Below are 25,926 nucleotides of genomic sequence, written 5' to 3' on the forward strand. Positions count from 1 at the left end.
GGTCGAATAGTTCACAGGCTTTGTGGTAGGTTTCCCGGTTTAACTTTGCCCTGCTGGTAGTGTTCAAAGTTTCGGCCTGTTCCAGGAACCAGGTGCAGGCTTTGCGGTATGTCTCCAGCATGCGAACCATCTTCTCCAGTTTGCCTTTGTTTGGGGATAGGAGTTTTACCTTTAGTGTTACTGTCTGCATATAGTATCTCCTCCGGTTTGCTTAAATTTTAGCATAACCGGATAAAAATAGCAAGTCGCCATTCATCTCCCGATTAAAATCGGGGGCATTCTGGCGGGATTTTTGTAAAAAATGAACATAACAATGTATCTGTTTAACCATAGGAGTGAATTATATGATTAAAAAGATCAATAAGACAATTATGATCTTGATAGACGGCTTGTCTTTCAAAACAGCTTTTAACGAAATGGGTTTTTTGAATCATCTAGTTGAAAAAGGTATAGGTGCTCTATATAAAGTAGAAACGGAACTTCCTCCTCTTTCGAGGCCACTTTATGAGACTATTTTTACGGGAGTTGTGCCCTGTTGCAGTGGCATAACAACTAATAAAAGTATAAGACTTTCAAGCAATGAAAGTATTTTTCACCTAGCTCGTGATAAAGGTTTGAAAACATCTGCATCTGCTTATTATTTTTTAAGCGAGCTTTATAACAAAGCTCCATTTGATCCAATATGTGATAGGGAACAGATGAATGAAAAAAATCCTATACAATATGGAAAATTTTATTTTGAAGATTCTTATCCTGACTCTCATGTATTTGTAGATGGAGAAATTTTAAGAAAAAATTATGATCCTGATTTTTTATTAATTCATACTATGGGAATGGATTATGTAGGACATATTTATGGAAGCAATTCTAAAGAATACAAGGCTCAGGCTGGAATTGTTGATGGATTGCTTGCATGGTTTTTAACAGCATGGATTGACCAGGGATATCACATTATAGTTACATCTGATCATGGCATGAGAAATGACGGGCTGCATCAAGGAACAGGAGAAGAAGAGCGAATTATTCCACTTTTCTGTATAAGCAATTTATTTAAGCCAGGCTACAATGATATAACAATTCCTCAGACTGCTATTGCACCAATGATATGTGAAATTTTAGGTGTTAATACTAGTTCAAAAATGATATCATTCAATATTAAAGTATTTAGAAATAATTGAAATGAATTAGAGGATCAAGACATTTTTCTTTGCTGTTACTTTTCACCCTTTTCCCGCATGGCCTTAAAAAATTTTCTAAGATTTTCAGGAAGCTCATATTTCTGCTTTCTTATATTTTCATCATTATCCCATGATTCATTGTTGCCATATATTTCTCTAAGTATGGCGTCAATTATCATTGCTTTAGGCGGAACATTATATTCTTTGCCATTATATATCCATACTCGGCAGTCTACTTCATCTCCACATAAATCACCACATGATTCACAAAGGGATTCTTTCGTTCCTAATTGTATATCTTTTCCATTGATTCGGATGGTAGGTGAACTCTCAAATCTATACTGTATGGCCTTTTCTTCACTATCAATGTGAATTTTGTTTACAACAACTTCAACTCCTGTTAATTCAAGCACTCTTTTAACTTCATCAATGGCTTCTTCAACGCTGCCTTCTGTACCCTGGCATCTGTCACATACGCTTAAATCCAGATACATAAAGTCGATTATAATTTTTTTCTTTTCAGTAAAATAACTTGGTTCTTCACACCCGCAATTTGTACTGCAGCAGGCGTCCTTCCTTTGCATTTCACAGCACCTCATAATAAAAACCTCCATCCATAAACATTATCTTCACTATTTATAGACGTAGATTTTTAAAAAAGGACGCAAATATTTAATAAGATTCAGCAATATTTACAACTGCTTTCTTTATGCTGGTATTCAATAACATTCCCAAATCTATCAAATTGAAACTCACAGCACTCAAAAAACTTTTCTTTCAACATCCTTCTCCTCCGTTGAACTCTTGATTTTGCCCCCGATATGGATATCCCCAGTTTTTGAGCCAATTCTTTTTGGGTCAAACCGCCCAATTCTGTTAGGATAATAGCCTGTTTATATTTATCTGGAAGGTTTTCGATCATATTTCTAAGACATAAGACTAATTCATTTATTATTTCGTCTTCATCATCTATGGTGATACCTTTTTCAGGTAAATCCAAAATATCAGTCTCAATTCTTTTCTTTCTATAATAATCGAAAATCGAGTTTCTTGTTATCTGATAAATCCATGCATATATTCTATTGTTGTCTTTTAGTTGGTGTGACGTCCTCCCCTCAATAAATTGAGGGGCATCCTAAAACGGATGCACGCAAAGGTTCACCTTCGCGCTTCGGTTCGGCGACGCCGTGCCATCCTAGGAGATATGACACGACCGCGGGCCGCGCCACACGGCCACTACTCCCCTTCACGGGAGATACCTGATACGCCCTTTCGTAGATGTTCAGGGCACCATTTATATCCGCCTGTGTTCTCCACCCGCAGGAGCATACATACAAACCCCGGTGCCTCCGGTTGGAAGCCACAACTTTCCCGCAGGCATGACAAGTGATGGACGTGCTCTTCTCATCTACGTTATCCCGTACCAGAATTCCCGCCAGTGCCCCTTTGTATTTAAGCATATCAATCAGCTTTCGGTACGGCCAGGCATGCAATCGCTGGTTCAGTCGGTCTCCATAGTCAATGCCCTGACGGATCCCGTTAAGGTCACCAATGGCTATCTCCTTCACGCCCCGCCGTATGCATTCCGCAATAAAATGGGAGGCGGCTATGTGCAGTAACTGCTCTACCTGTTTTCTTTCCCTATGTGCTATCTCCTTCCACCTGCGGGAGTTCTGCCGGAGACTTGCCCGCACCTTCTGCCAGTACCGCCTCACCGACTTGATGAACCTGCCGGAGTAAAGCATTACCGTACCATCGTCAAAAGCGCAAGCTATAAGGACCGTCTCACCAAGGTCTACCGCTGCCTTCCCCGTCCCGTTGTTTTCGCAGGCCTTAACTTCCACCACCAGACGGGCTTCTATTCGCCCGGAATCCTTGTCGTAGATGATGGAAAGTTCACGCACCCGTTCGTATTCAATATCGGGACGGTGAGATATACGGAAAGAGACTTGTCTTACACCATCTTCCCGGTTGGTGCCCAGACTTAGTTGACTTTATCCCCTTCCACTTTGAATCCACTCTGCACGTACTTGAGCGGAGAAAAATAACCTTGTGCTCTTTCCGCAGATGCCACAAAAGCCCGTTGTAGACCTTGGTGGCACAGAACATGGCGTCCTTCAGGACAGCTTCAGTCTGCGGGTCCGCATGGATTTGGGCTTTGAGTGTGATTAGAGGCACTCATTCACCTCCCTCTGTTTTTTGAGCTTCGATGTACAGCCTGATAGTCTCGCTGGAGACCTCTCCGGCTGTACCTACATAGTAGCTTGGGTTCCATAAATGCCCGCCCCAGAGCTTTTTCTTAAGTTCCGGATGCTTTACAAAGAGCTGGCGAGCCGTGGAACCCTTTAATATTTTGGCTATCACCGCCGGAGCTATCTTAGGAGGAGCAGAAAGAAAGACATGTACGTGGTCGGGCATAACCTCCAAAGCCAGCAACTGGTAGCCATGTTCCTTACAGAGAGTGGTAATTGCTCCCTTCAGGGTTTCGTTTACTGGTGGTAACAATACCTTACGGCGGTACTTCGTTGACCATACAAAGTGGTAATTTATATTGTAAACTGCTGTTCCGGTTGATTTCCAAGTTTCCCTCTTCATACCATTATGGTAACATACCGCAAAACGGTTGTCAATACCAGGGCGAAGGGTCCGTGTATCCCCTCAATAAATTGAGGGGGATTACTGCCCCTCGTGTTGATTTGTAAAAAACCTTTTCCATTTCCAATCCCTCAAACCCGCACAAACTCTGCCTGGCATTTCCTGGGAGGCAATAAAGTTTTTCCGTAATTGAGCTGTTTTTATACTAAATTTTCCCAAATACTGCCCTATTTTGTGTGAAAAAAGTCTTTCCGAATGGGCAGTGTTAAGGAGAAAAGGAAAAAGGGATAAGTGGCGTAAAACCCTCATCTATCAAGGCTTTACCACTTATCCCCCTTCTTGTTCAATGCTGCTTGACCCTTAAACCCTTTCCCTTTTCCCTACCCAAACAGAACTACTTTTTTCGCACGCGGAAAAGGTTTATTTGAAATATACAACAAGAATCACTTTTTCAAAACTAGCTTATTCCACCGTTACGCTCTTGGCGAGGTTTCTCGGCTTATCCACGTCGCAGCCACGAGCAACGGCGGCGTAATATGCGAAAAGCTGCAGCGGAATAACGGCTAGCACTGGCGTCAGCATCGGGTGGGTTTTGGGGATGTACATTACATGGTCCGCAGATTTTGCAATATCTTTGTTTCCTTCATTGGCAAGGGCAATTACGGCCGCACCCCTTGCCTTGACTTCCTTAATATTGCTCAGGGTCTTTTCGTACAAATGCTCCTGCGTTACCAGGGATATAACCGGCACACCCTCCGTCACCAGGGCCAGAGTGCCGTGTTTCAGTTCGCCAGCAGCATAAGCTTCAGCATGGATGTAAGAGATTTCTTTCAGCTTCAGCGCCCCTTCCAAAGCTACTGCGTAGTCTAGACCCCTGCCTATATAAAATATGTGTTCTCTTTGAGCGTACTCTTCGGCCATTTTTTTGATTTCGCCTTCAGAATCAAGGATGACCTTTGCCTGGTCAGGCAGCTTTTTCAAAGCCAGTGCAATTTCGGCGAATTCCTCACAGGAAATGGTCCCAAGAAGTTTTGCAAAGTGAAGAGCTATTAAATTCAGAGCAACGAGCTGGGTACTGTACGCCTTGGTAGAAGCAACGGCAATTTCTGGGCCGGCCCATGTGTATAGCACATCGTCGGCCTCCCGGGAAACGGAGCTGCCCACGACGTTGGTTATTGCAAGCACCCTAGCCCCTAGTTTTTTGGATTCGCGAAGCGCCGCTAAAGTGTCGGCTGTTTCTCCGGACTGGCTGATTATTATCACCAAAGTATCCTTGTCTACCATGGGCTCTCTGTAGCGAAACTCCGAGGCAAGGTCGACTTCTACAGGTATGCGGGCAAGTTTTTCTATTACGTATTTTCCAACTACGCCCGCATGATAGGCCGTTCCGCAGGCTACTATGAATATTTTCTTGAAATTTTCTAATTCCTCCTTAGTTATCTTTATATCATCCAGCCGCACTTCTTCCCTTTCGGGATAGAGCCGTCCTGTCATGGTATCCCGCAGGGCTTTAGGCTGCTCGTGGATTTCCTTCAGCATGAAGTGGGGGTATCCGCCTTTTTCCGCTGCCACTGCATCCCATTTCACTTCAAATACTTCCTTGAACACGGGATTACCTTCAAAGTCCGTAATCTCGACGCTGCTCTTGGTTATCTTCGCCATCTCCCCGTCTTCAAGGATGTAAACGCGACGGGTATACTGAAGGATGGCTGGAATATCCGATGCTACAAAATTCTCGCCCTCTCCAAGGCCAACTATGAGCGGGCTTGACATGCGAGCAGCCACCAACGTCTCCGGCTCCTTGCTGGAAATCACGCCCAGGGCAAAGGACCCTTCGAGCTTTTTTACAGCCATCTTTACCGCTTCGAATAAATCTCCTTTGTAAAAATGCTCAATCAGATGCGGGACAACTTCCGTATCGGTCTCGGACTCAAACCTGTGTCCTTGCGATTCCAGCCATTCCTTTAGCTCCTGGAAATTTTCGATAATACCGTTGTGTACCACGATAAAATCCCTGCTACAATCGCTGTGGGGATGTGCGTTGACATCCGAAGGCCTTCCGTGAGTAGCCCACCGGGTATGACCTATCCCTATATGCCCTTCGGGATAAGCTCCCCCCAGCCTTTCTTCCAAAACTTTTATCTTGCCCTCGCTTTTTACCACCTTCATGCTGCACGAATTGTACACAGCGATACCCGCCGAATCGTAGCCTCTGTACTCCAGCCGCTTTAGCCCATCTATCAAAATGGGAGCAGCTTCCCTGTCTCCCACATAGCCGACAATTCCGCACATAACTTTTTTCCTGCCTTTCTTTTTAATTTTCAAGGTTCAAAACATTACGATTCATCCTGCTGAAGACCCCTTTGTCCCGGCGATCGCTCGCCGGTTTTGTAGGCCTCTTACGGTGACAGGCCACCGTGGGGCATCCGCCGAAATTTCGATAAACCCCATCCTCGTCAGCTCCCGAAGAAAATTCCTCCGAGAGCTCAGGCGCTTTTTAAGGTCTCCGTTTTTTTAATTAAAAACTCATATTCTTAATTAATGCTATATCTCCCCCTTCCTCCTTTTTTTAAACGTGTCGACCAGTGCTTTCGACTTCCATCACCTCCTTTAAAAGAGTCAATTTAAGACAGTTCTTCTCTTATCACATTGGCTAGCCGCAAGGCCAGTTCGTTTATAATCTTCTCGTCCTCTCCCTCTACCATCACCCGGATTAGAGGTTCGGTGCCCGACGGCCGAACCAGGACGCGTCCGTTTTCTCCCAATAAATTCTCGGCTTTTATAATCACTTCTTTTATTCTTTCATTTTCAGCGTAACCAGCCTTGTCCTTCACCTTTACATTTACTAACACCTGGGGGTACACTTTCATTATATTCCTCAATTCAGACAAAGGTTTTCTAGATTCCGCCACTATCGAAAGTAATTTTACCGCCGTTAATATGCCGTCCCCAGTAGTATTGTGGTCTAGAAAGATTATGTGCCCCGATTGTTCTCCTCCCAGATTGTAGCCTCCTTTCAGCATTTCCTCCAGCACATATCTGTCCCCCACTTTAGTCCTTACCGTTTTAATCCCCCTACCCTTCAACGCCACTTCAAATCCCATATTGCTCATAACTGTTGCCACTACAGTATCATTCTTCAAGAGTCCGCGGCGTTTCATGTAATCCGCATTTATGGCCATTACGTGGTCTCCGTCAACTACCTGTCCTTTTTCGTCGCATGCAATGAGCCGGTCAGCATCGCCATCAAAAGAAAGGCCCACATCGGCCTTAACATCTCTTACAAATTGCGATATAATATTAGGATTGGTAGAACCGCAATTAACGTTGATATTGCACCCATCGGGACAGTCGTTTATGACGAAGACTTCCGCCCCCAGCTCTCTGAATACCAGCGGAGCTACCTTATATGCTGCGCCGTTTGCGCAGTCCAATGCTATCTTAATACCTGCAAAATCGCGATTGGCTACGGATTTTATAAATTCCGCATAAGGGCGAATACCATCTTCCTTGAAAACCCTACCTACTTCCGGCCCTGTTGGGCTTTTTATCCGGTCATCGCAATCATTTAACAAGGCCTCGATTTCATCTTCAATCGCATCGGGAAGTTTAAAGCCTTCACTGTCGAAAATTTTAATTCCGTTGTATTCCACAGGGTTGTGGGAAGCGGAAATAACCACTCCTGCGTCAGCTCCAAAATGGCGGGTCAGGTATGCTACCGCCGGCGTTGGGACAATGCCAACTTTTACAACGTTCGCCCCGGTAGAACAAATTCCGGCTATGAGTGCAGCTTCCAGCATATCTCCAGATATGCGCGTATCCTTTCCAACCACCACGGTCGGCTTTCTGTTATTTTCCGAAAGAACATAAGCCCCTGCCCTGCCGAGCTTAAAGGCCAGCAAGGGTGTAAGTTCTTTGTTTGCAATGCCCCTCACTCCGTCCGTGCCAAAAAGCCTTTCTCCCATGGAATTCTCCTCTCCGTACTCTTTATCAGATTTCTATTGTCTTTTTATTGTCTTTTTATAGTTACTTTAACAGTATCGGGTTCTATGCTTACCAGCTCATAAGGTTCCGGAACATCGGCTTTTACCTTCAGAATATATTCACCCTCCGGGAGTCCTGCTGCATCAGCATAGATTTTAAACGAATCTACGTCCACCTTTTCTATGATACTGTTAGGCCCTTGAACTGTCAATAAAAATTCTCTATCCTCAGGAATTGCCCTCAAATCGGCCTGTAAATTCCTGAAACTAATATCATGGCCGGTGAAACTTAATGCCTTCATATCAGTCTTTTCGATTTCCACCAACACCCTTACTTTGCTCAATGCCTCATCAAAAAGCTGAATTCCTGATGGCATCTTGAGCCCAACTTCTACCGATACGTTTTGGGAAAGTCCACTTACGTTTATCGGTTCCGTGGAAATTTGGTTTATATTTTTTAAAACCTCAACATTGCCGGTAACCATAACCACCGAAGGTTCAACTCTTACTTCTTTAACCATATATCCTTCTTCAGGATTGCCTCTTATATTTGGCACGACCGGTAAAGTAGCCACCGGCACTATGGGTATCCTCACTTCCACCGTTTCGGGCCTATAGGTAACCCCTTTTTGTTCATTGCCCTTTGCATCCACAACCTTCACCGGGAGTGATGCGATTACCATGTTGTTTTTTTCGCTAATATCCGCTTCCACTACAGCTCTTCGAGAGGAGTTCACAAGGCTCCTTGGGCCTCTTACCAAAACCGCCTGTGGAGTAGATGCAGGCGACTTGGCTGCAAAGCCTTCAGCAGGCACTCCTTTAATTTCTACATAAACCGGTAATTGCTCCTCGATTACCGCCTCCAAAACCACCACTATCTCTTTTGGAGAATAATCCAGCAGTTCAACATTTGGTGGGACATTTACGCTGACAGGTACCATGTTTTCTCCTTCAATTCTGCCTCGAAGGTTTGCCTCGGCAGCGATATCCTCGGGTTTAAGTCCCGTTATTACGCTTCGCCGGCCTCTAATTTTTACATTTACAAAGTGCTGCTGGGATGGATCTTTTAGCGCAAGGCTTGTATAATCCAAATTTTTTAACTGAATTGGCACATTCCTTACTACATAAGTAACTTGAGGATTTTGTTCGTTCATCACATAAAGCCAGAGCACAAAGGCCACCAGCACCGACAATATCTTTAAAGCTACATCACCGGAGAAATACTTACCCATTTAATCTCCTCCAGTGCAGGAAATTTGATTTTCTATCACCTATCTGATAGACTTCTTTCAGCACATTTTTCAAAGTCTTTACATCCAGGTACCTGCTCAATTTGCCTTCTCTAGCGACTGAGATAACGCCTGTTTCCTCCGAAACTATTATCGCAACTGCATCCGATTGTTCGGTAACCCCCAGAGCAGCCCTATGCCTGGTCCCCAGTTCCTTGCTTAAGTTTGGATTCTCCGTCATGGGCAAATAACAACCCGCCGCCATAACTTTATCATTTCTTACTATTACAGCACCATCGTGCAGTGGAGTATTGGGGATGAAGATGTTTATAATGAGTTCTGCAGTGAGATAACCTTCAATCCTTATCCCCGTTTCTATATATTCGTTAAGGCCTGTCTCTCTTTCCAATACTATCAAAGCACCTATTTTGTTTTTCGAAAGCTCCTCCGCTGCCTGGGCTAAGTTATCTATGAGGAGGTTGAGTTCCTCTTCTCCCAATCCGAAAAGGGAACTTGAAAAAAACTTGCTCCTTCCGAGCTGTTCCAGTGCCCTCCTCAGCTCCGGCTGGAAAACAACGAGAAGCGCAATCACACCCACCGTCATCGCGTTTTTCAAAAGCCAGTTAATAGTATAAAGTCCGAGCCATTCACTAAATTTAGTAAAAACAACGAATACTATAATTCCCCGTATGAGCTGTACTGCACGCGTACCCCGAATGAGCTGAATGGCTTTATAGGATACGTAGGCAACTATCGCTATATCAACAAGGTCCATCAGCCTAAAACCTTTGAAAAGTTCAAGAACCTGAAAAAACATTTTTCCACCTCATGGATGTAATCTACTCATCACTATTATAACATGATAATTTCTTGTTAATGTTTTTTTTGATAAATAAAATTTCTACACTCCCCTTGTCCCGAATCTGGAATCAAAGGTTATTCCTAAGGATAATATGAATACCGCCGGGGAAACGATCCATCCTAAGAAAGGCATGAGCTGTACCAACCCGAGCACCAAAGCTCCAAGGAGATATTCGGTGAGAAGATTTGAAGCTATGCGAACGTGTTCGTTTAACCTTCTCCCCATAAACACACTTACAGCAACATATCCAAAAAATCCCGCTATAGCCGCCAAAAGCATGACAGCTGGTATCAAAGGAATGCCGATAAGCGTTAACACTAAAAGCAGCACGACTACCGGTATGAGCAGCATTAAACCAAGCCCTTTTATTAATTTGCCGAAAGCATCCCTGTCAACAGTATTTGCAGCCGTTTTCACGTTATTTGGAAACAAGGCTATAGTCAGGGCTCCGAGGGCCAGAATGCCTAGGAAGCGCAAAAAATTAAATATCGTAGTTTGGGGAAAGTAGGTTCGACCCAACATTTTAGGGTTCCAGTAAAACCCGTACTTCCCCAGATTCCTCAAAACTTCGCCGATGCCGCCTGCCATACCCACCTGGTTTATCTTCCCTAGCACCCTGCTGTTTTCTTCGACTATGACCCTGCCGCCCACAGCTGTGGCGTCACCTTCCACGGTTCCGCTGACAATCACATCTCCCATTACTGCTACGGCATCACCCGAAATCCTGCCATTTATAATCACGTCACCCATAATCGCCACCGCATCGCCGTTTAAAACCTCACCTGCATTTATCACTACATCCTCTCCTATTTGCGCTATGTTGCCTCCGTCTCCATTGGCAAAGGCCGGAAAAAGGAAAAAAACCACAAAGAGCGCAATAAGATATTTCCGCAATCAAACTCCTCCTTCTCCAGAAAATTACAAAAGCTGCTTAATATGATAATAACATTTATCGTAGTTGTTCTCAATATGTGATATAATTAACTTAAAGTATTGATTTGCATAAATCTACAATAACTTTACTTAATAGAGAGGTCGATGGAAATTGCAAAAAGCAAGCCTCAACGAAACGCCTACAGCGAGCAGGCTCCATATTGCCATATTTGGCCGAAGGAATGCCGGCAAATCAAGTTTAATAAATGCTATAACCAACCAGGATATAGCCCTGGTGTCCCCTGTAGCCGGCACCACCACTGACCCGGTTTTCAAAGCCATGGAACTTTTACCGATAGGCCCCGTCGTCATAATTGACACTGCAGGTATCGACGACGAGGGCGCACTCGGAGAACTTAGGGTAAAGAAGACCTACCAGGTGCTCAATAAGACGGACCTTGCAGTTTTAATAATAGACGGCGCGGCAGGAGTCACCGACTTTGACGTGGAAATCCTGGGCAGGATTCGGGAGAAAAACATACCAGTAGTCGGAGTTGTAAACAAGTGCGATGTTGCCGGATACACACCTGAAGATAAGAAAAACTGGGAAAAAAGGCTGAATATTAACCTCATAGAAGTGTCCGCCTTGAAAAGGCAGGGCATAGAGGAACTCAAGCGGGAGATAATAAACAAAGCTCCATCGAGCATCCCGGAGCATCCTCTTATTGGCGACCTTATTTCCCCGGGCGACATCGTGGTATTGGTGGTACCCATCGACAAAGCTGCTCCCAAAGGCAGGCTAATCCTTCCCCAGCAGCAGACTATACGGGATGTGCTGGACCACAACGCCATTGCTGTAGTCACCAAGGAGACCGAGCTGAAAAATACATTATCCTCCCTTGCCAGAAAGCCTCGAATAGTCGTGACCGACTCCCAGGCCTTTGCCCGAGTGGCTCAGGACACCCCCAGGGATATCCCCATGACCTCTTTCTCGATACTTTTTGCCCGCTACAAAGGCGACCTGGCGCAGCTTGTGGAGGGCGTAAAGGCCATAAAAAACTTAAAGCCCGGCGATAAGGTGCTGATTTCCGAAGCCTGCACCCATCACAGGCAGGAAGACGACATAGGAACGGTAAAGATACCGAGGTGGCTAAGGCAGATACTTGGCTTTGATGTACAATTTGAATGGTCCAGCGGCTTTGGTTTCCCTGAAAACTTGGAGGACTTCAAACTGGTGATTCATTGCGGTGGGTGCATGATAAATAGGAGGGAAATGCTGTACAGGCTTTCCATTCTAAAGCAAAAAGGAATTCCTGTTGTGAATTATGGGGTATTCATCGCCTATGCATTGGGAATACTGGAAAGGGCATTAGAGCCGTTAAATGTTAGATTATCAAAATAATGAAAGAACCGTCTTGAAATTGGGCAACGGTCTGAGGAATAAAACTTGAGGAGGTGGATTTTTAAGAAATCCCCTCCTTAAACTTTTTTAGCACCCCATTTAAAAGCTATGTCTTTTTTCTCTCATGCTCGGGAAACCAATGTTTTGTCCTGTTGGCAATAGCCACAAGGCTAAGCATTATTGGCACTTCTTCCAAAACGCCAACTACCGTTGCGAGGGCAGCTCCCGACTCCAATCCAAAAAGGGAAACGGCCACGGCTACAGCCAGTTCGAAAAAGTTACTCGCTCCTATCATAGCTGCCGGTGCAGCCACGGACCTGTCTACCTTCCAAAGTTTCGCCCAAGCGTAAGCAAGAATGAAGATGAAATAGGTCTGTATAGTCAAGGGCACAGCTATCAGGAGGATGTGTATCGGGTTTTCAATTATATACTTTCCTTCAAAGCTGAATATTATAATGAGGGTAAGTAAAAGACCGATTATTGTGAAAGGCTTTAACATAGGAAGAAAAGTTTTCTCAAACCATTCCATACCTCTTGTTTTTATTAGGTAATTTCTAGTCAAATATCCTGCTGTGAGTGGTATTACTACGTAAAGTATGACAGAAAGTATTATCGTCTCATAAGGAACTCGGAGCTTTGCAAGGCCGAGTTGGAACATGACTATAGGAGCGTAAGCAAAAAGCAGCACTAAGTCGTTTATGGCCACCTGAACCAGGGTATAGTTGGGATCTCCATCAGTGAGATAGCTCCAAACAAACACCATGGCTGTGCAAGGAGCAGCTCCAAGGAATATGGCTCCTGCTAAATACTGTTGCGCAAGGTCGGCCGATATCCAAGGAGAAAAAACATTTTTAAGAAAGAGCCACGCAAAAAAGAACATGGTAAACGGTTTTATGAGCCAGTTAGTAACTAAAGTTATGGCAAGCCCTTTAGGATTTTTTCCAACCCTTAATACGCTTGAAAAATCTATCTGCACCATCATCGGGTATATCATGAACCATATAAGAATAGCTACAGGAATTGAGACTTGTGCATAAGTAAATTTCGACAAGAACTCTGGAAAAGCAGGGAGTTTTTGACCTATTAATATGCCCGCTATTATGCAAAGGATTACCCATACCGTCAAATACTTTTCAAAAAAGCCTAAACCTCCTTTTTTTCTTTCCAGCGTATTTTCCATCAAATAGTCACCCCCAAATATTTTATAATCTTTTTTTAAAAATTGCTGGTCTATCACAGTTAATTATTGGATGTTCTTTAAGATATTCAAGCTTTTCAATTTCCCTTTCTATCCCTTCATTTGACATGAGCCCGGAAGCAATTATTTTTAATTTTTCACCAGCCTCTTTTAGACATTCTTCATTCAGAGCATAAAATACCCATTGTCCTTCTCTGAATTCTTTAACTAAATTCGCTTCTTTTAATATCCTCATGTGTTGTGAAACTGCTGACTGCGTAATTCCGAGGATATATTCCAATTCACATGCACATAGTACATTATTGGATAAGAGCATTAAGATCTTAAGGCGTGTACTTTGACTCATTGCTTTAATAATCCTTTGCAATCTCTCCAGACTAGTAATAATTTCCTCTCCACCTCCTTTTTAATTAGCATTTATTTACAACATATAAGTATTTTCTTATATTATAAATTACTTAAATGTCCAAGTCAATTATTCTTGACAAGTATTTTTCTATATGCTAATATAGGAATGTAGAAAATTACAGTTATTGTTAAAAGGAGGTAAACTAATAAGTGTCCGACGAGATTTACGATATGTATGCTTCAATTTTCAAAGCTTTATCCCACCCGACAAGGATAAAAATCATAGAGCTGCTTGCCACTAAAGGTGAGATGTGCGTTTGCAATATAAGCGAAAATTTAAAAATAGACCAGCCTACCGTGTCTAAGCATCTTAGTATTTTGAAAAATGCAGGAATCATAGAGAGTAAAAAAGAAGGCCTTATGGTGAATTATAAGATAAGAATGCCTTGTATAGTAGACTTTTTCAGATGTGCCAATCAAGTCATCCAAGCAGATATAAATGCCAAATTTGCGTTGTCTTTAAAGAAAATTGAAGTTATGAAGGAGGAAAAATAAAATAATGAAAGAATGGCAGAAATTCCTCACAATAGTGGTCATCTTTCTATTTGCTTATTATATGCCCCTTTCAAACCCCAGGTTTACCGGCGCCGTTCTCGAGTCCCTTTACATGCTACAGGATTATGCAAGGCTACACGTCCTGACATGCCTAGTGCCTGCATTTTTTATAGCAGGTGCTATCGCAAATTTCATATCTCAAGCTGCGGTTATAAAATATTTTGGAAGCGATGCGAAAAAATGGCTATCTTTTGCCGTGGCATCTATTTCCGGCACCATACTTGCCGTATGTTCTTGCACGGTTCTTCCACTTTTTGCAGGGATTTATAAAAGGGGAGCAGGAATCGGCCCGGCAACAGCCTTCCTATATTCAGGACCTGCTATAAACGTGCTCGCAATTATCATGACCGCCCGCATCCTGGGATGGAAACTGGGAGTTGCAAGGGCTATAGGAGCTGTAGTTTTTGCAGTTGTAATTGGACTCATAATGGAGCTACTGTATGGCAGAGAAGATAGGGAAAGGACAAAAAAGCTCAATATGAACCTGACTCCCGGAGAGGAAAAAGGCAGGAAATTGTATCAAGAGGTAATTTATTTTCTCAACTTAGTATTGATATTGATTTTTGCAGCATGGGGAAAACCCGCACAACCAGCAGGTTTTTTCAGTACAGTATATAACGTAAAGTGGTACATCACATCGCTTCTGTTGATAACTCTAGGGGGCATCCTATACACATGGTTTAAAAAGGAAGAGCTCGTCTCTTGGATCGAATCAACTTGGAGCTTTGCGAAACAGATAATGCCGCTTCTTTTCGGCGGAGTTCTTATTGCAGGTTTCCTCATGGGACGACCTAATGTAGACGCAGGAATAATTCCTGCTAAATATATAGCAACAATCGTAGGTGGCAACTCTATTATGGCAAATTTTCTCGCTTCGATCGTCGGTGCGTTTATGTATTTTGCAACGCTCACGGAAGTTCCCATACTTCAAGGTCTTCTTGGCTCAGGAATGGGACATGGCCCGGCCCTGGCCTTGCTACTTGCAGGTCCTGCCTTAAGCCTTCCGAATATGCTGGTCATAAACAGTGTGCTTGGCTCTAAAAAGACTATAACCTATGTGTCTTTGGTAGTCATAATGGCCACATTGACCGGTTATATATTCGGCGCATTAGTGTAAGAATAAAAAAACAAAAAAAGAAAGGAAGAATATTTGTGAATAACAGCGAAAAAATTATTGGGATCCTTCCCTGCTCAGGTGCTTGTAATGTAGGAATTATGACGACAAAAGCTACTGTTAAAGCATGCGAAGCGCATAAAAATGTAAATTTTGTCTGTGCCTTAGGGCTTCCCTTAGGTATACCAGGAATAATTGAAAATGCTAAAAAGTCTGATGCATATCTTGCATTAAATGGTTGCGAAATAAGGTGTGCCACAAAGGCTTTAGAATCAGTGGGTATCAAACCTGATGACGAAATTGTAGTTTCGGAAAAATGTGATATGAAGAAAAACAAGAATTTCTCTGACGAAACCGGACTCGACGTCTTGATGGAAGAAGTTGAAAATTTTATCCGAAAATGGTCTCAAAACTTCTATGCATCTTAACCGGCAAATAGAAATAGAATAATTACGCCGGTTTTTAAAAGATAAAGAAATTAAACATTCAGGGAGGTAAAAAATCATGGAAATTAAAATTTTAGGCACAGGATGCCCAAAGTGCAAGGCCCTCGAGCAAAATACGCGGGAAGCCCTTCAGGAACTTGGCATTACGGCAAATATCGAAAAGGTACAGGATGTAAACAAAATTATGGAGTACGATATCATGTTTACTCCGGGACTTGTAGTAAACGGCGAAGTTAAGGTTTCCGGCAAAGTAGCAACAAAGGATGAAATAAAGGAAATCCTGCAAAATTATCTTTAATTGAAAAGCCGCTTTTAGGTCACAAGATCTAAAAGCGGCTTTCCTTACCACTTATGCAATCCGTAATTTTTCACATTACCTGACAATCACCGTTCAATCTTTTCTCCAAGTTTATGTTCCTTTCCGGCAAAAAGCCTCTCTATATTGCTCCTATGTCTGTATATGGCTATTGCAGCCATGATTATTCCGTATATGACGTAAATTGCCGGATATCTCAATAACAAAAGGATTACAGGGAAACTTCCACTTCCAAATATTGAACCTAACGAAACATACCGTGTTGCAGCTATAGCAATTATTCCAACAGCCGTCGAAAATAGGGCAGCTTTAGGAGCAAGGGCGAATGCAACCCCCATACTCGTGGCTATCCCTTTCCCGCCGTTGAAGTTAAGAAAAAGCGACCAGTCATGTCCGATAATTACGAAAAGTCCGCAAAAAAGCCCCAGCGTATCGCCCCAAATTAATTTAGCTATTAAAGCCACAAGAAATCCCTTCATGAAGTCGGCCACGTATACAATAGCCGCCGCCTTTTTCCCGACCACTCTGAGGACATTGGTGGTGCCGGGGTTTCCGCTTCCGTATTTTCGTATATCTATTCCGTAATATTTTTTGCAAATAAGATGAGCTGAAGAAATAGACCCTATAATATAACTTATTATTCCCGCAATTAAAAATTTAATCAATCCACTTCGCCTCCTTTTGCCTTTTATATTTTAATTCTACCATAAATTGATATAGAAAATATAAACAAAATAAAACAAAAATGGGCCGTATTTTTAATATGCCCATTTTATTCCACTATAATGTAATATTCAGCTCTTTGTTGAACATGTCCTATCTTTGCACACTCAACATTGCTTCTTTTGAGCTCCTTTATCAAAATTTCGCTCTTTTCTTCGGGGCAGGATATCAGAAGTCCTCCAGAAGTCTGCGGGTCAAAGAAAACATCCTGCAGTTCCTCTTTTATATCATTTAAAAATATAACCTTGTTCTCCAGATATCTCCTGTTGGCGTAAAGCCCCGCCGGCAAAAGCCCCATAGATGCGTATTCGAAAATCGCTGAAATAACCGGTACTTTTTCGGCTTCTATTTTTATCGTAACTCCCGACGCTTCTGCCATTTCATACGCATGACCCAGCAGCCCGAAACCCGTAATATCGGTAACAGCGTTTACCCCTACTTTGATAGCCGCCTCGGAAGCCGCTTTGTTCAAGGTGTTCATAACACCTATTGCTTCTTTAACAGATACATCGTCAACCATGTCGGCCTTTATGGCTGTGGTAAAAATTCCCGTACCCAGGGGTTTTGTGAGTATAAGCACATCGCCGGGCTTTGCACCAGCATTAGTAAGCACTTTTGCCGGGTGTACTGTACCTATAACCGAAAGGCCATAGATAGGTTCCGGTGTCTTTATGGAATGGCCTCCCGCTATTATAGCCCCTGCTTCGATTACTTTGTCCGCCCCACCCTTTAACACAATAGGAAGCACGTCCTCCACCAAATCTTCCGGAAAGCCGACTATGTTCAGAGCAAGAAGAGGTCTTCCACCCATCGCATAGATATCGCTCAAGGCATTGCAGGCCGCAATTTGTCCAAAAAGGTAAGGGTCGTCAACAACGGGTGTAAAAAAATCTATGGTATGGATAATGGCAAGGTCGTCAGCAATCTTATACACCGCAGCATCATCAGAGGTCTCAAGGCCCACTAGCAGATTTTCGTGTTTCATAATTGGTAACTGCCGCAGAACCTGCGACAGCGCCGAAGGCGAAAGTTTCGCCGCTCATCCAGAGCTGCAAGTGAGTTCCGTAAGTTTTATCTTTTTTTCCACCGTTTTTCACCTCCTATCCAGCCGGAAAAATCTTGACTTTGTGTCACCTTATATTTCTGTTATTTTTCCGGCCCCGATGTTTTACATCATTGAATATTCGCCATCTCAGGTTTTATCGTTAAGACAATTATATCAAACCACCCTAAAACTTCAATCTTTGACATTTCAACTTTGAAAAACTGCACACTATTTAGCTATTGAAATTTTCTATTGTTTCCTAGCGCTAAATTCCTATTTTCAATTGGTATTCTTGAAATATTTTTAATATAATTTCCATGAAACATAGTGAATATCATCACAATTTTGGGGAGGTGCATAATTTGAATCAAAAGAGAGTGGTTATTTTTTCCGGCATCGCTGTAGGAGCTTTAGCCGTGATGCTAACCGTATTAGGAAATCCGCCAAATCAAGGCATTTGTGTAGCGTGTTTCATAAGGGACATCGCAGGAGGGTTGGGACTTCACAGAGCTGAAGCAGTGCAGTACATAAGGCCCGAAGTGCCCGGCTTTATCCTCGGCTCTTTCATCATATCTCTAATATCTGGTGAATTTAGAGCCCGTGGCGGCTCTGCCCCGCTCACTCGTTTTATCATAGGATTTTTCGTCATGGTAGGGGCATTAGCCTTTCTCGGATGTCCCCTTCGCATGGTTTTGAGGCTTGCAGCCGGAGATTTAAATGCGATCCCGGCATTTGTCGGTTTTGCCCTTGGGATTTATTACGGGCTTTTTTTCATCAAGAAAGGCTATTCACTCGGTAGAAGTTATAAAATCCCACAAGGCAATGCTTATTTGATGCCCGCCATATCGGTTTTTTTACTTATGTTAGTTGCATTTTCACCTTCCTTCATCTTCTTCAGCCAAAAAGGCCCCGGTTCTATGAAGGCTCCGTTTATTGCGTCCCTCGCAGCTGGATTAATTATCGGGATTCTTGCCCAAAGATCGCGCCTCTGTATGCAAGGGGGCATAAGAGATATTTTCCTTCTAAGAGACTTCCATCTTTTCTCGGGATTCATCAGTATTTTCATCACGGCACTAGTTTTAAATCTGGCACTGGGCAAATTTCATCCGGGGTTTGCTAACCAACCCATAGCTCACAGCATGCATTTGTGGAATTTTCTCGGGATGTTCCTCGCGGGATTCGGGTCGGCCCTCCTCGGTGGATGCCCTCTAAGGCAGTGCATCTTGGCAGGCGAGGGTGACACCGACGCTGCAGTAGCTTTTCTCGGGATGCTTGTCGGCGCGGCCTTTTCGCATAATTTCGGTCTTGCCGCATCTGCGAATGGGGTCGGGTTAAACGGCAAAGTGGCAGTGATTGTGGGAATAGCTTTACTCACTATCATAGCAGCTCTAAACGTCTCCCTTGATATTTTCCAAAAGAAAGGAAGTGAATTTCTCAATGTCCAGAAGGCTTGACGCCAGGGGACTTTCATGTCCCATACCCGTCGTATTGACAAAGAAAGCTCTCGAAGAATCTCCCGAAGAAAATCTGGAAGTTCTGGTCGACAATCCCACAGCCAGGGAAAATGTCTGCCGACTTGTGAGGAATTTGGGATATAACGTGGAAATAATAAATTCAGGCGAAGAATTCACAATAAAAATTGCGAGGTAGACCACTGATGGTAAATTATCCCTTTTTCATGATAACCTTTCCTTCGGTTCACCATGCTTTAAGGTTCGAATCCAGGATGAAAGGGACCGGCATATCCTTTCAACTGGTACCGGTGCCAAGAGAAATAAGCTCAAGCTGCGGTGTGGCGGCCAGAGTTAACTTTGTCGAGGAAAGCGTTTTAATCGGTACCATTGACAATTTGCAGCTAGAATACGACTCGATTTACATTTACGACCAACCTAAAGAAAAGCCCCGTCTGGTGAAAAAGTGGAAGGTTTACTCATGAATGGGTAATTAAGCCCATCCCGTATTTTGCAGGACCCAAGCAAAAAAGGGCAGTTTTTCCTCAACTGCCCTTTTTATTCGCCCAATTTCCTCGCAAAAATAAGGTAGCCCGTGTGCCCCACCATCAGGTCCTCCGGACGGAGCCTTTCCGGGACCAGCTTGTATTTTCTCATCATAATTTCTACGACTTCGACAATGTAAAAACCGCCCTTTTCCAGCGCTTCCATGGTCTGCGTAACCTGGTTCGTAGTGGGGACTATAATCCCAAGATGTCCGGCAGGCTTTAACGCTTTTCTTATCTCCCCTATAACATCCCACGGCTCTCGAACATCAAGGAAAAAGGCGTCCAAGTCCTCTTCTTCTATTCCATCGGCAATAGATTTATTGTGCATTACTACATTGTCGAATTCAGCAAAACTCCTTATATTCTTCTCGGCAAGTTTATAAAATTCCTCTCTCTGTTCGTAGGTATAGACCCGCCCTTCCGGGCCCACCGCCCGGGAAAGGCATACTGTAAAAGCACCCGAGCCTGTCCCAGCCTCTCCTACTCGTTTCCCGGGAAATATATCGAGCCGCATCATTATGTAGGCCCCTTCTTTAGGATAGACTATTTGAGTTCGGCGCTTAAGATAATACATTACATAATCGAACGTATCACAACTAAGAACATGGTAAACAGTGCCCTTTACTTCGAAACTACCCCCTGGTCTAATTTCAGCAAGTTCTTTTGAATTTATCTGGCCGTTCGGCAATCCTATTTTATTCGGCGATGCCACATCGACCACTTTTTTGAAGCCTTCCGGTCCAATTATAACTCTTTTTGTCGAAAATCCCGACTGCATTTTGGGGCCTCCTTTCTTATTCGAATAGTCCTTCGTAGCGGCCTAGTCTACCACCTCTCACCATATTGAGGGGTATCGAAAACATTATACCCAACTTGCTGTCTTCAGTAAAACTACCTATTTCACTCTCTATTGCATCTGCTATTTTATAAAGAGTTTCTGCATCTTCAATCACAGAAAGTACAGTCTTATTTACAAAAAGCCCTTCTTCTTTTAATTTTTTTATGCTGGCTATCATAGGTCTTTCCTCTTCAAAACTTTTCATGATTACTCCTTGCCCCATAGAGTCGAGTACCGTCGCACCTTTAGCACCATTTTTCTTCATGACCCCGAGCAGCTTTTTCAAAAGTTCAGGCTTGTTGAGAATTATTACCATTAAGTACACTGCCTACCCTCTCCTTTTTGAAAAATAATTTTATCAACGGCGGTGCCAGCAAAGTGGTAACAAGTACCATCATAACTGAAGCGCTAAATAGCGAAGGAGAAACGATTCCTTTTTTAAGGCCCATATTCACTATGATTAAAGCTACCTCACCCCTCGGCACCATTCCAGCGCCAATTGTAAGACTCTCCCTCCAGTCAAACCCCGACAGTCTTGCCATAATGCCGCAGCCGATTATTTTCCCCAGGACCGCTAGGATTATGACGGCTACACTAAATCCTATCCCCCCTATCATAGTCCTTACGTCAACTTTCAATCCTATGCTTGCAAAAAAAATAGGGGTAAAGAACAAGTACGCCAGGTCTTCTATTCCCTTTGCAATCTTATCTTTCGTTTTATAATTTGAAAAAATCAAACCGGCTGCATAAGCTCCTGTAATTGCCGCAATTTCAGCTTTTTCAGCTAAATATGCTACAGCAAAGCAAATTACCATGCTAAATGTTATAAACCGATTGCCGGGCCTCATAAACATTGTTATCAAATTCTCACACCTGCTAAATACTATTGCAAGTCCAACTATAAAAATTGTAAATCCGCCAATCTTTTCAACAAGCGGCAGGATATTGGTCCCTCCCGCTATAAACCCTATTACAAAAGTCAAAAGAAGAATGCCCAAAACGTCGTCGATAACCGCTGCAGCCAGGATAGCTATCCCTTCTTTGGAATTAAGCTTTCCCATTTCTCTTAATGTCTGGACTGTTATGCTGACTGAAGTCGCGGTAAGCATCGTCCCTAAAAACAACGACTCAGGCAGGGATATTCCTGCGGCAAGCCCAACTGCAACCCCTGATAGAAAAGGAAGCACTACTCCTCCCAAAGCTATAAGCGCGGAGGAAAATCCAGACGCTAAAAGGTCGGACGTATCGGTCTCAAGGCCAGCCAAAAACATTAAGAGCACCACGCCTATCTCGGCCATAAACTCAAGGGTGTGTTCAGAATGAACAAGGCCTAATAACGAAGGACCAATGATAAGTCCTGCCACTATCTGCCCCAAAACATTGACTTGTCGTAACCTTGCCGCTACGTAACTTCCAATCCTAGCGACTCCAAGTACAATAGCAAGTTCTAGTAAATTCAAAGGCAATTTACCCCCTTATCTCGTTATATTGCTCGTAGTAAAACTTTGCTTTCTCAAAATCTTCCCAAGTGTTTATGTTAAAAAATTCGGGATAGAATTTGTCTTTTGGCAAATCTACATAGCGGGTATTTACTTGGGAAAAAAGGTCCCTTACTCTTTTTGTCCCTTTCTTATTTATAATATACTCAATAGGAGCAATGCATTTTTTTGAATATAGTGCATGGAGCGGTTCTATAAACTCACCAAACCGTGGACAAGCCACATCAAATCCATAAGATTTTTCAATCAAAAAAAGTATCAGCTCGGGATTCAAGAAAGGCATGTCACATGCCACAAAAAAACCCATCTCGCACCGCATTTTTTTAAGGCCTGTATATATCCCTCCCAGGGGGCCTAGACCTATTATATCATCTTTAAATAAAAGGCACCGATTTCTTAAAAAATCCAGATGCTCGGAATGGTTGGATATGACTAAGACTTCACAAAAAAGAGGTTCTAATACGTTTACTATCCTTTCTAATATTGTAACTCCCCCGAGTTTCAATAACCCTTTGTTTTGCATTGACATGCGTGATGATTCTCCGCCGTTCAACACAACCGCCGAATATTCCTTCATCCGCTTTTTCCCCTCCGCAATGGCACTCGCGATAGCACTATACTATATTATAGCAGATATTTCTCAAAAAACAGCAATTCATAATGGTAAAAGGCGGGCTTTTGCCCGCCCTTCATTTGCTCAAGAAATTAATTTTAATGTTAATGCTATTCTATTATGGTAAGATTCTTATCGCAAACCGTCAATACTTCACACCCGTTATCAGTTACCACAACCAAATCCTCTATCCTTACCCCAAGCCTTCCGGGTATATATATTCCCGGTTCTATCGAAAATATCATGCCCGGCTCAACCCTTTCCATGTTCGCTGCAGAGACATCACCAAACTCATGCACCTCTATCCCTATTGAATGCCCTGTTCGGTGGGTAAAATATCGGCCATAGCCGGCACTTTCGATGTAATTTCTCGCAGCCGCGTCTATATCGCAAAATCTCACACCGGGTCTAACCGCTTCAATCGCCTTCATGTTGGCCTCCAACACAATGCTATATATCTTTCTAGCCTCTTCCGAAGCTTTTTTGTAAAACACAGTTCTAGTTATATCAGAACAGTAGGAATCCTTTACGCAACCGATATCTATTACAATCGAATCTCCTTCTTTAACAGTAAAGTCTCCCGGAACGTGGTGGGGGTCTGCAGCATTCGCACCATAGGCGATGATGGGCTCGAAGGAAAAGCCGTCGGCCCCTAAATCTTCGTAAATTTCAATTAGCATCCGTCTCATCTTTTTTTCGGTACACCCTTTCGGTATCAGTTCTAAAATTTTCTTTACAGCTTCGCTGTTTATCTTAGATGATTTCCTCATCAAGTCAATTTCGGACTGATCCTTTTTCATTCTCACTTTTTCGACTATATCCGAGACGACAAATTTGCAGCCTTTCTTAAATTCCATGAGCCTCAATAAAAACCGGGAAGGCCAGTTTTTGTCCACACCCAAAGTTTCCCCTTCTTTTACGTGCTTTGAGAGAAGCTCCACAGGGTCCTCTACATCGTTAAAAAATATTTTTTCTAGTCCCAAATCTTCGCTGACGGGGAAAAGCTCATTGACAAAAAGCTTGCACTCTCCGCCGGCATCGATATAAAGCGCAAGCATCCTTTCGCCAGGATGTATCCACTTCCCCGTAAGATAAAATATCGAAGCGGGGTCGGAGATTAGAAGCTGCGGTACGTTTTGCCTTTCCATCTCTTTTAGAATTTTTTTGAGTCGTTCCTCGTTCAAAAAGTATCCCTCCTTGTACTCTTACTTTTTTCTCTCACTATACCGACAGTTTAATTATATCAGAAATCTTCTCAATTACATCAATTTTTTCTATCATATCAATCTATCCCCAGCATCTGATATATGGGTTTCCCAGGGGGGACTATCGGGACTGCCTTTTCGTCCTTATCTATCACTACCTCGACGACAGCCGGTTTTCCTTCATTTATTGCCCTTTTTATCGTCTCGCGCACTTCATCTCTCCTCGTAATTTTGTACCCTGCAGCACCAAATCCTTCGGCTATCCTTACATAATCGGCTTCATCCCCCAAATCCGAATGGGAAAACCTGCCCCCGTAAAACATTGCCTGCCACTGCCGGACCATTCCAAGGCTTTTGTTGTTAAAAACCACCACTATTACTGGTATATCGTACCTCAGGGCCGTTAAAAGCTCATGGCAGTTCATCTCGAAACTTCCATCACCCGCTATATCCAAAACAACCTTATCAGGCCTTCCTACTTTTGCACCTATGGCCGCAGGGAGACCGAAACCCATCGTACCGAGGCCACCCGAGGTTATAAAACTCGAAGAATCTTCAAATTTGTAATATTGAGCAGCCCACATCTGATGCTGTCCCACTTCCGTCGCTATTATTGCCTTGCCTTCTGTGAGTTTGTTTATTTCCTCTATTACGAACCTTGGGGTCAAGCCATTTTCAGGATCTTTTAAAATATACTTACCTTTAAAATGCCCAATCCTCTTTAACCAATCATCGTGACGTTTTTCCGGAATAACCTCAGCGAGCACAGCAAGCAATTCTTTCGCGTCTCCATGCATGGAAAGGTCCGCCCTCACGTTTTTGCCTATTTCTGCAGAATCTATGTCGATATGGATTATCTTGGCGTTTTTTGCAAACTCGTCGGTCTTTCCCGTCACCCGGTCGTCGAACCGGGCCCCTACCGCAATTAAAAGGTCGCATTCACTAACCGCAAGATTTGCCCATGGGTTGCCGTGCATACCCAGCATCCCAAGGTAAAGCTCGTGGTCGTGCGGAAAACATCCGATACCCATAAGAGTTGTTGTGACGGGACAGTGTATCTTTTCTGCAAGATTCTTCAGTTCTGAAAAAGCGCCTGACAGCTTTACACCGCCGCCGGCATAAATTACCGGTCTTTCCGACTTCATTATCATTTCCACAGCTCTTTCAATTTTCTCTTTTTCAAATTTGATATAATTTATTTTCTCTGAAAGCGCTTTAAAAGATGGGTTCATGTCATTCTTTTGTTCTTCCACATTGGTTTCCGAAGCCATTATGTCTTTAGGCAGTTCTATGACTACAGGACCCGGCCTGCCCGACTTCGCTATGTGGAAAGCTTCTTTCACAGTCTTCAATATTTCCCTTTTGTCCCTCAGCATAAAGCTGTGCTTCGTTATCGGCAGGGTAATCCCGCATATATCCACTTCCTGGAAAGAATCCTTCCCTATCAAATCGGTAGAAACCTGACCGGCCAGCACTACCATAGGTACGGAATCCATATACGCGTTGGCTATGCCCGTCACCAAGTTGGTGGCCCCCGGACCAGAAGTGCTCATCACCACCCCTACTTTTCCGGTTGCCCTGGCGTATCCGTCCGCTGCATGGGCAGCTCCTTGTTCATGGACTGTCCTGACATGCTTTATCTTCCTGTTGTTGTAAAGCGCATCGTAAATAGGAAGCACGGCTCCTCCCGGAAATCCGAATATGACCTCTACACCCACATCTTCAAGAGCTTTTAAAAGTACTTCCGCTCCAGTCATCTCCTTCTCCACCTCTTATAAAAGTATAATTTTTTGCCAAATTAAAAAAGGCCCTTCGCCTCTTATTAAAATAAGGGGCGAAGGGCCT

General features: G+C 43.3%; 29 protein-coding genes, 1 pseudogene and 1 other annotated feature (1 of these 31 only partly in view). Of the genes and pseudogenes, 9 read left to right on the top strand and 21 right to left on the bottom strand.

Features of this window, described 5'->3' with window-relative positions; genetic code table 11:
• Positions 1 to 190: pseudogene (locus BUB66_RS07790) on the bottom strand (transposase); the annotation flags it as partial.
• Positions 191 to 344: 154 nt separating this feature from the next.
• On the opposite strand from BUB66_RS07790, the gene BUB66_RS07795 reads away from it, so the two are divergent.
• Positions 345 to 1,178: an alkaline phosphatase family protein gene (locus BUB66_RS07795; RefSeq protein WP_073257219.1), complete on the top strand. Its 834-nt coding sequence runs from the start codon at positions 345 to 347 to the stop codon at positions 1,176 to 1,178.
• 35 nt (positions 1,179 to 1,213) lie between these two features.
• On the opposite strand, the gene BUB66_RS07800 is transcribed toward BUB66_RS07795, so the two are convergent.
• From BUB66_RS07800 to BUB66_RS07845, 10 genes are all read right to left on the bottom strand, one after another.
• On the bottom strand, positions 1,214 to 1,777 hold the full coding sequence (locus tag BUB66_RS07800) for a DUF2703 domain-containing protein (RefSeq protein ID WP_073257222.1): 564 nt from the start codon (positions 1,775 to 1,777) through the stop codon (positions 1,214 to 1,216).
• An 83-nt stretch (positions 1,778 to 1,860) separates the two neighbouring features.
• Complete coding sequence (locus BUB66_RS07805; protein WP_073257225.1) at positions 1,861 to 2,298, bottom strand: sigma-70 family RNA polymerase sigma factor; 438 nt, start codon at positions 2,296 to 2,298, stop codon at positions 1,861 to 1,863.
• Positions 2,294 to 3,082, bottom strand: coding sequence for an RNA-guided endonuclease InsQ/TnpB family protein (locus tag BUB66_RS07810; RefSeq protein ID WP_198409405.1), 789 nt, complete (start codon positions 3,080 to 3,082; stop codon positions 2,294 to 2,296). Before BUB66_RS07810 ends, BUB66_RS07805 begins: the two co-directional genes overlap by 5 nt.
• Positions 3,083 to 3,092: 10 nt before the next feature.
• Positions 3,093 to 3,356, bottom strand: a complete 264-nt coding sequence (locus tag BUB66_RS12360) for a hypothetical protein (protein WP_198409406.1) — start codon at positions 3,354 to 3,356, stop codon at positions 3,093 to 3,095.
• Positions 3,357 to 3,773: an IS200/IS605 family transposase gene (gene tnpA, locus BUB66_RS07815; protein WP_073257228.1), complete on the bottom strand. Its 417-nt coding sequence runs from the start codon at positions 3,771 to 3,773 to the stop codon at positions 3,357 to 3,359. It abuts the gene before it with no gap.
• A 462-nt stretch (positions 3,774 to 4,235) separates the two neighbouring features.
• A complete protein-coding gene (gene glmS / locus BUB66_RS07825; protein WP_073257505.1) occupies positions 4,236 to 6,065 on the bottom strand; it encodes a glutamine--fructose-6-phosphate transaminase (isomerizing) in 1,830 nt (609 codons plus the stop codon).
• 332 nt (positions 6,066 to 6,397) lie between these two features.
• The gene (gene glmM, locus BUB66_RS07830; protein WP_073257234.1) at positions 6,398 to 7,738 is read right to left on the bottom strand and encodes a phosphoglucosamine mutase; all 1,341 of its coding nucleotides are present in this window, start codon (positions 7,736 to 7,738) and stop codon (positions 6,398 to 6,400) included.
• A gap of 44 nt (positions 7,739 to 7,782) precedes the next feature.
• Positions 7,783 to 8,988: a CdaR family protein gene (locus BUB66_RS07835; protein ID WP_073257237.1), complete on the bottom strand. Its 1,206-nt coding sequence runs from the start codon at positions 8,986 to 8,988 to the stop codon at positions 7,783 to 7,785.
• Entirely contained in the window at positions 8,981 to 9,802 is an 822-nt protein-coding gene (cdaA, locus tag BUB66_RS07840; protein WP_073257240.1) for a diadenylate cyclase CdaA, read from the bottom strand. The genes BUB66_RS07835 and cdaA overlap by 8 nt, the downstream gene beginning before the upstream one ends.
• Before the next feature lie 84 nt (positions 9,803 to 9,886).
• On the bottom strand, positions 9,887 to 10,741 hold the full coding sequence (locus BUB66_RS07845) for a DUF8173 domain-containing protein (RefSeq protein ID WP_073257243.1): 855 nt from the start codon (positions 10,739 to 10,741) through the stop codon (positions 9,887 to 9,889).
• Between the two features lie 151 nt (positions 10,742 to 10,892).
• On the opposite strand from BUB66_RS07845, the gene hydF reads away from it, so the two are divergent.
• Entirely contained in the window at positions 10,893 to 12,122 is a 1,230-nt protein-coding gene (hydF, locus tag BUB66_RS07850) for a [FeFe] hydrogenase H-cluster maturation GTPase HydF (RefSeq protein WP_073257246.1), read from the top strand.
• Positions 12,123 to 12,228: 106 nt separating this feature from the next.
• Here hydF and arsB read toward each other — a convergent pair whose 3' ends face one another.
• Positions 12,229 to 13,302 carry an ACR3 family arsenite efflux transporter gene (gene arsB, locus BUB66_RS07855; RefSeq protein ID WP_073257249.1) on the bottom strand — a complete coding sequence of 358 codons (1,074 nt, stop codon included), beginning with the start codon at positions 13,300 to 13,302 and terminating at the stop codon, positions 12,229 to 12,231.
• A 22-nt stretch (positions 13,303 to 13,324) separates the two neighbouring features.
• Positions 13,325 to 13,687, bottom strand: coding sequence for an ArsR/SmtB family transcription factor (locus BUB66_RS07860; protein WP_084098920.1), 363 nt, complete (start codon positions 13,685 to 13,687; stop codon positions 13,325 to 13,327).
• A gap of 191 nt (positions 13,688 to 13,878) precedes the next feature.
• On the opposite strand from BUB66_RS07860, the gene BUB66_RS07865 reads away from it, so the two are divergent.
• The 4 genes from BUB66_RS07865 to BUB66_RS07880 all read left to right on the top strand — a co-directional run bounded on the left by BUB66_RS07865 (position 13,879) and on the right by BUB66_RS07880 (position 16,141).
• Entirely contained in the window at positions 13,879 to 14,223 is a 345-nt protein-coding gene (locus BUB66_RS07865) for an ArsR/SmtB family transcription factor (RefSeq protein ID WP_073257252.1), read from the top strand.
• Position 14,224: 1 nt separating this feature from the next.
• Positions 14,225 to 15,400, top strand: a complete 1,176-nt coding sequence (locus tag BUB66_RS07870; protein ID WP_073257255.1) for a permease — start codon at positions 14,225 to 14,227, stop codon at positions 15,398 to 15,400.
• A 35-nt stretch (positions 15,401 to 15,435) separates the two neighbouring features.
• A complete protein-coding gene (locus BUB66_RS07875) occupies positions 15,436 to 15,825 on the top strand; it encodes a putative zinc-binding protein (protein ID WP_073257258.1) in 390 nt (129 codons plus the stop codon).
• Between the two features lie 76 nt (positions 15,826 to 15,901).
• Positions 15,902 to 16,141 carry a thioredoxin family protein gene (locus BUB66_RS07880; protein WP_073257261.1) on the top strand — a complete coding sequence of 80 codons (240 nt, stop codon included), beginning with the start codon at positions 15,902 to 15,904 and terminating at the stop codon, positions 16,139 to 16,141.
• An 86-nt stretch (positions 16,142 to 16,227) separates the two neighbouring features.
• Here BUB66_RS07880 and plsY read toward each other — a convergent pair whose 3' ends face one another.
• Entirely contained in the window at positions 16,228 to 16,824 is a 597-nt protein-coding gene (gene plsY, locus BUB66_RS07885; protein WP_073257264.1) for a glycerol-3-phosphate 1-O-acyltransferase PlsY, read from the bottom strand.
• Positions 16,825 to 16,931: 107 nt separating this feature from the next.
• A complete protein-coding gene (selD, locus tag BUB66_RS07890) occupies positions 16,932 to 17,969 on the bottom strand; it encodes a selenide, water dikinase SelD (RefSeq protein WP_084098922.1) in 1,038 nt (345 codons plus the stop codon).
• 320 nt (positions 17,970 to 18,289) lie between these two features.
• Between selD and yedE the strand changes: the two genes are divergently transcribed.
• Genes yedE through BUB66_RS07905 form a run of 3 tightly spaced genes read left to right on the top strand, consistent with a single transcriptional unit; the run spans position 18,290 to position 19,863 of the window.
• A complete protein-coding gene (gene yedE, locus BUB66_RS07895; protein WP_073257270.1) occupies positions 18,290 to 19,381 on the top strand; it encodes a YedE family putative selenium transporter in 1,092 nt (363 codons plus the stop codon).
• Positions 19,365 to 19,577, top strand: a complete 213-nt coding sequence (locus BUB66_RS07900; protein WP_073257273.1) for a sulfurtransferase TusA family protein — start codon at positions 19,365 to 19,367, stop codon at positions 19,575 to 19,577. Before yedE ends, BUB66_RS07900 begins: the two co-directional genes overlap by 17 nt.
• Positions 19,578 to 19,584: 7 nt before the next feature.
• Positions 19,585 to 19,863 carry a putative Se/S carrier protein gene (locus BUB66_RS07905; RefSeq protein ID WP_073257276.1) on the top strand — a complete coding sequence of 93 codons (279 nt, stop codon included), beginning with the start codon at positions 19,585 to 19,587 and terminating at the stop codon, positions 19,861 to 19,863.
• Between the two features lie 73 nt (positions 19,864 to 19,936).
• Here the strand turns inward: BUB66_RS07905 and BUB66_RS07910 are convergent, their stop codons facing one another.
• The 6 genes from BUB66_RS07910 to ilvB form a co-directional block, all read right to left on the bottom strand.
• Entirely contained in the window at positions 19,937 to 20,704 is a 768-nt protein-coding gene (locus BUB66_RS07910) for a tRNA (adenine-N1)-methyltransferase (RefSeq protein WP_073257279.1), read from the bottom strand.
• 16 nt (positions 20,705 to 20,720) lie between these two features.
• Entirely contained in the window at positions 20,721 to 21,080 is a 360-nt protein-coding gene (locus BUB66_RS07915) for a P-II family nitrogen regulator (protein ID WP_425291875.1), read from the bottom strand.
• Positions 21,055 to 22,224 (bottom strand): cation:proton antiporter, encoded by a 1,170-nt coding sequence (locus BUB66_RS07920; RefSeq protein ID WP_073257509.1) that lies wholly within the window; start codon positions 22,222 to 22,224, stop codon positions 21,055 to 21,057. The genes BUB66_RS07915 and BUB66_RS07920 overlap by 26 nt, the downstream gene beginning before the upstream one ends.
• A gap of 7 nt (positions 22,225 to 22,231) precedes the next feature.
• Positions 22,232 to 22,840: a molybdenum cofactor guanylyltransferase gene (gene mobA, locus BUB66_RS07925; protein WP_073257285.1), complete on the bottom strand. Its 609-nt coding sequence runs from the start codon at positions 22,838 to 22,840 to the stop codon at positions 22,232 to 22,234.
• Positions 22,841 to 22,986: 146 nt separating this feature from the next.
• Complete coding sequence (locus BUB66_RS07930; RefSeq protein WP_073257288.1) at positions 22,987 to 24,060, bottom strand: M24 family metallopeptidase; 1,074 nt, start codon at positions 24,058 to 24,060, stop codon at positions 22,987 to 22,989.
• Positions 24,061 to 24,158: 98 nt separating this feature from the next.
• Positions 24,159 to 25,838, bottom strand: coding sequence for a biosynthetic-type acetolactate synthase large subunit (gene ilvB / locus BUB66_RS07935; RefSeq protein ID WP_073257291.1), 1,680 nt, complete (start codon positions 25,836 to 25,838; stop codon positions 24,159 to 24,161).
• A gap of 70 nt (positions 25,839 to 25,908) precedes the next feature.
• Positions 25,909 to 25,926, bottom strand: a binding site (T-box leader) (it continues 246 nt past the right edge of the window).

Source organism: Caldanaerovirga acetigignens (genome assembly GCF_900142995.1).
In the GTDB taxonomy this organism is placed as follows: domain Bacteria; phylum Bacillota; class Thermosediminibacteria; order Thermosediminibacterales; family Thermosediminibacteraceae; genus Fervidicola; species Fervidicola acetigignens.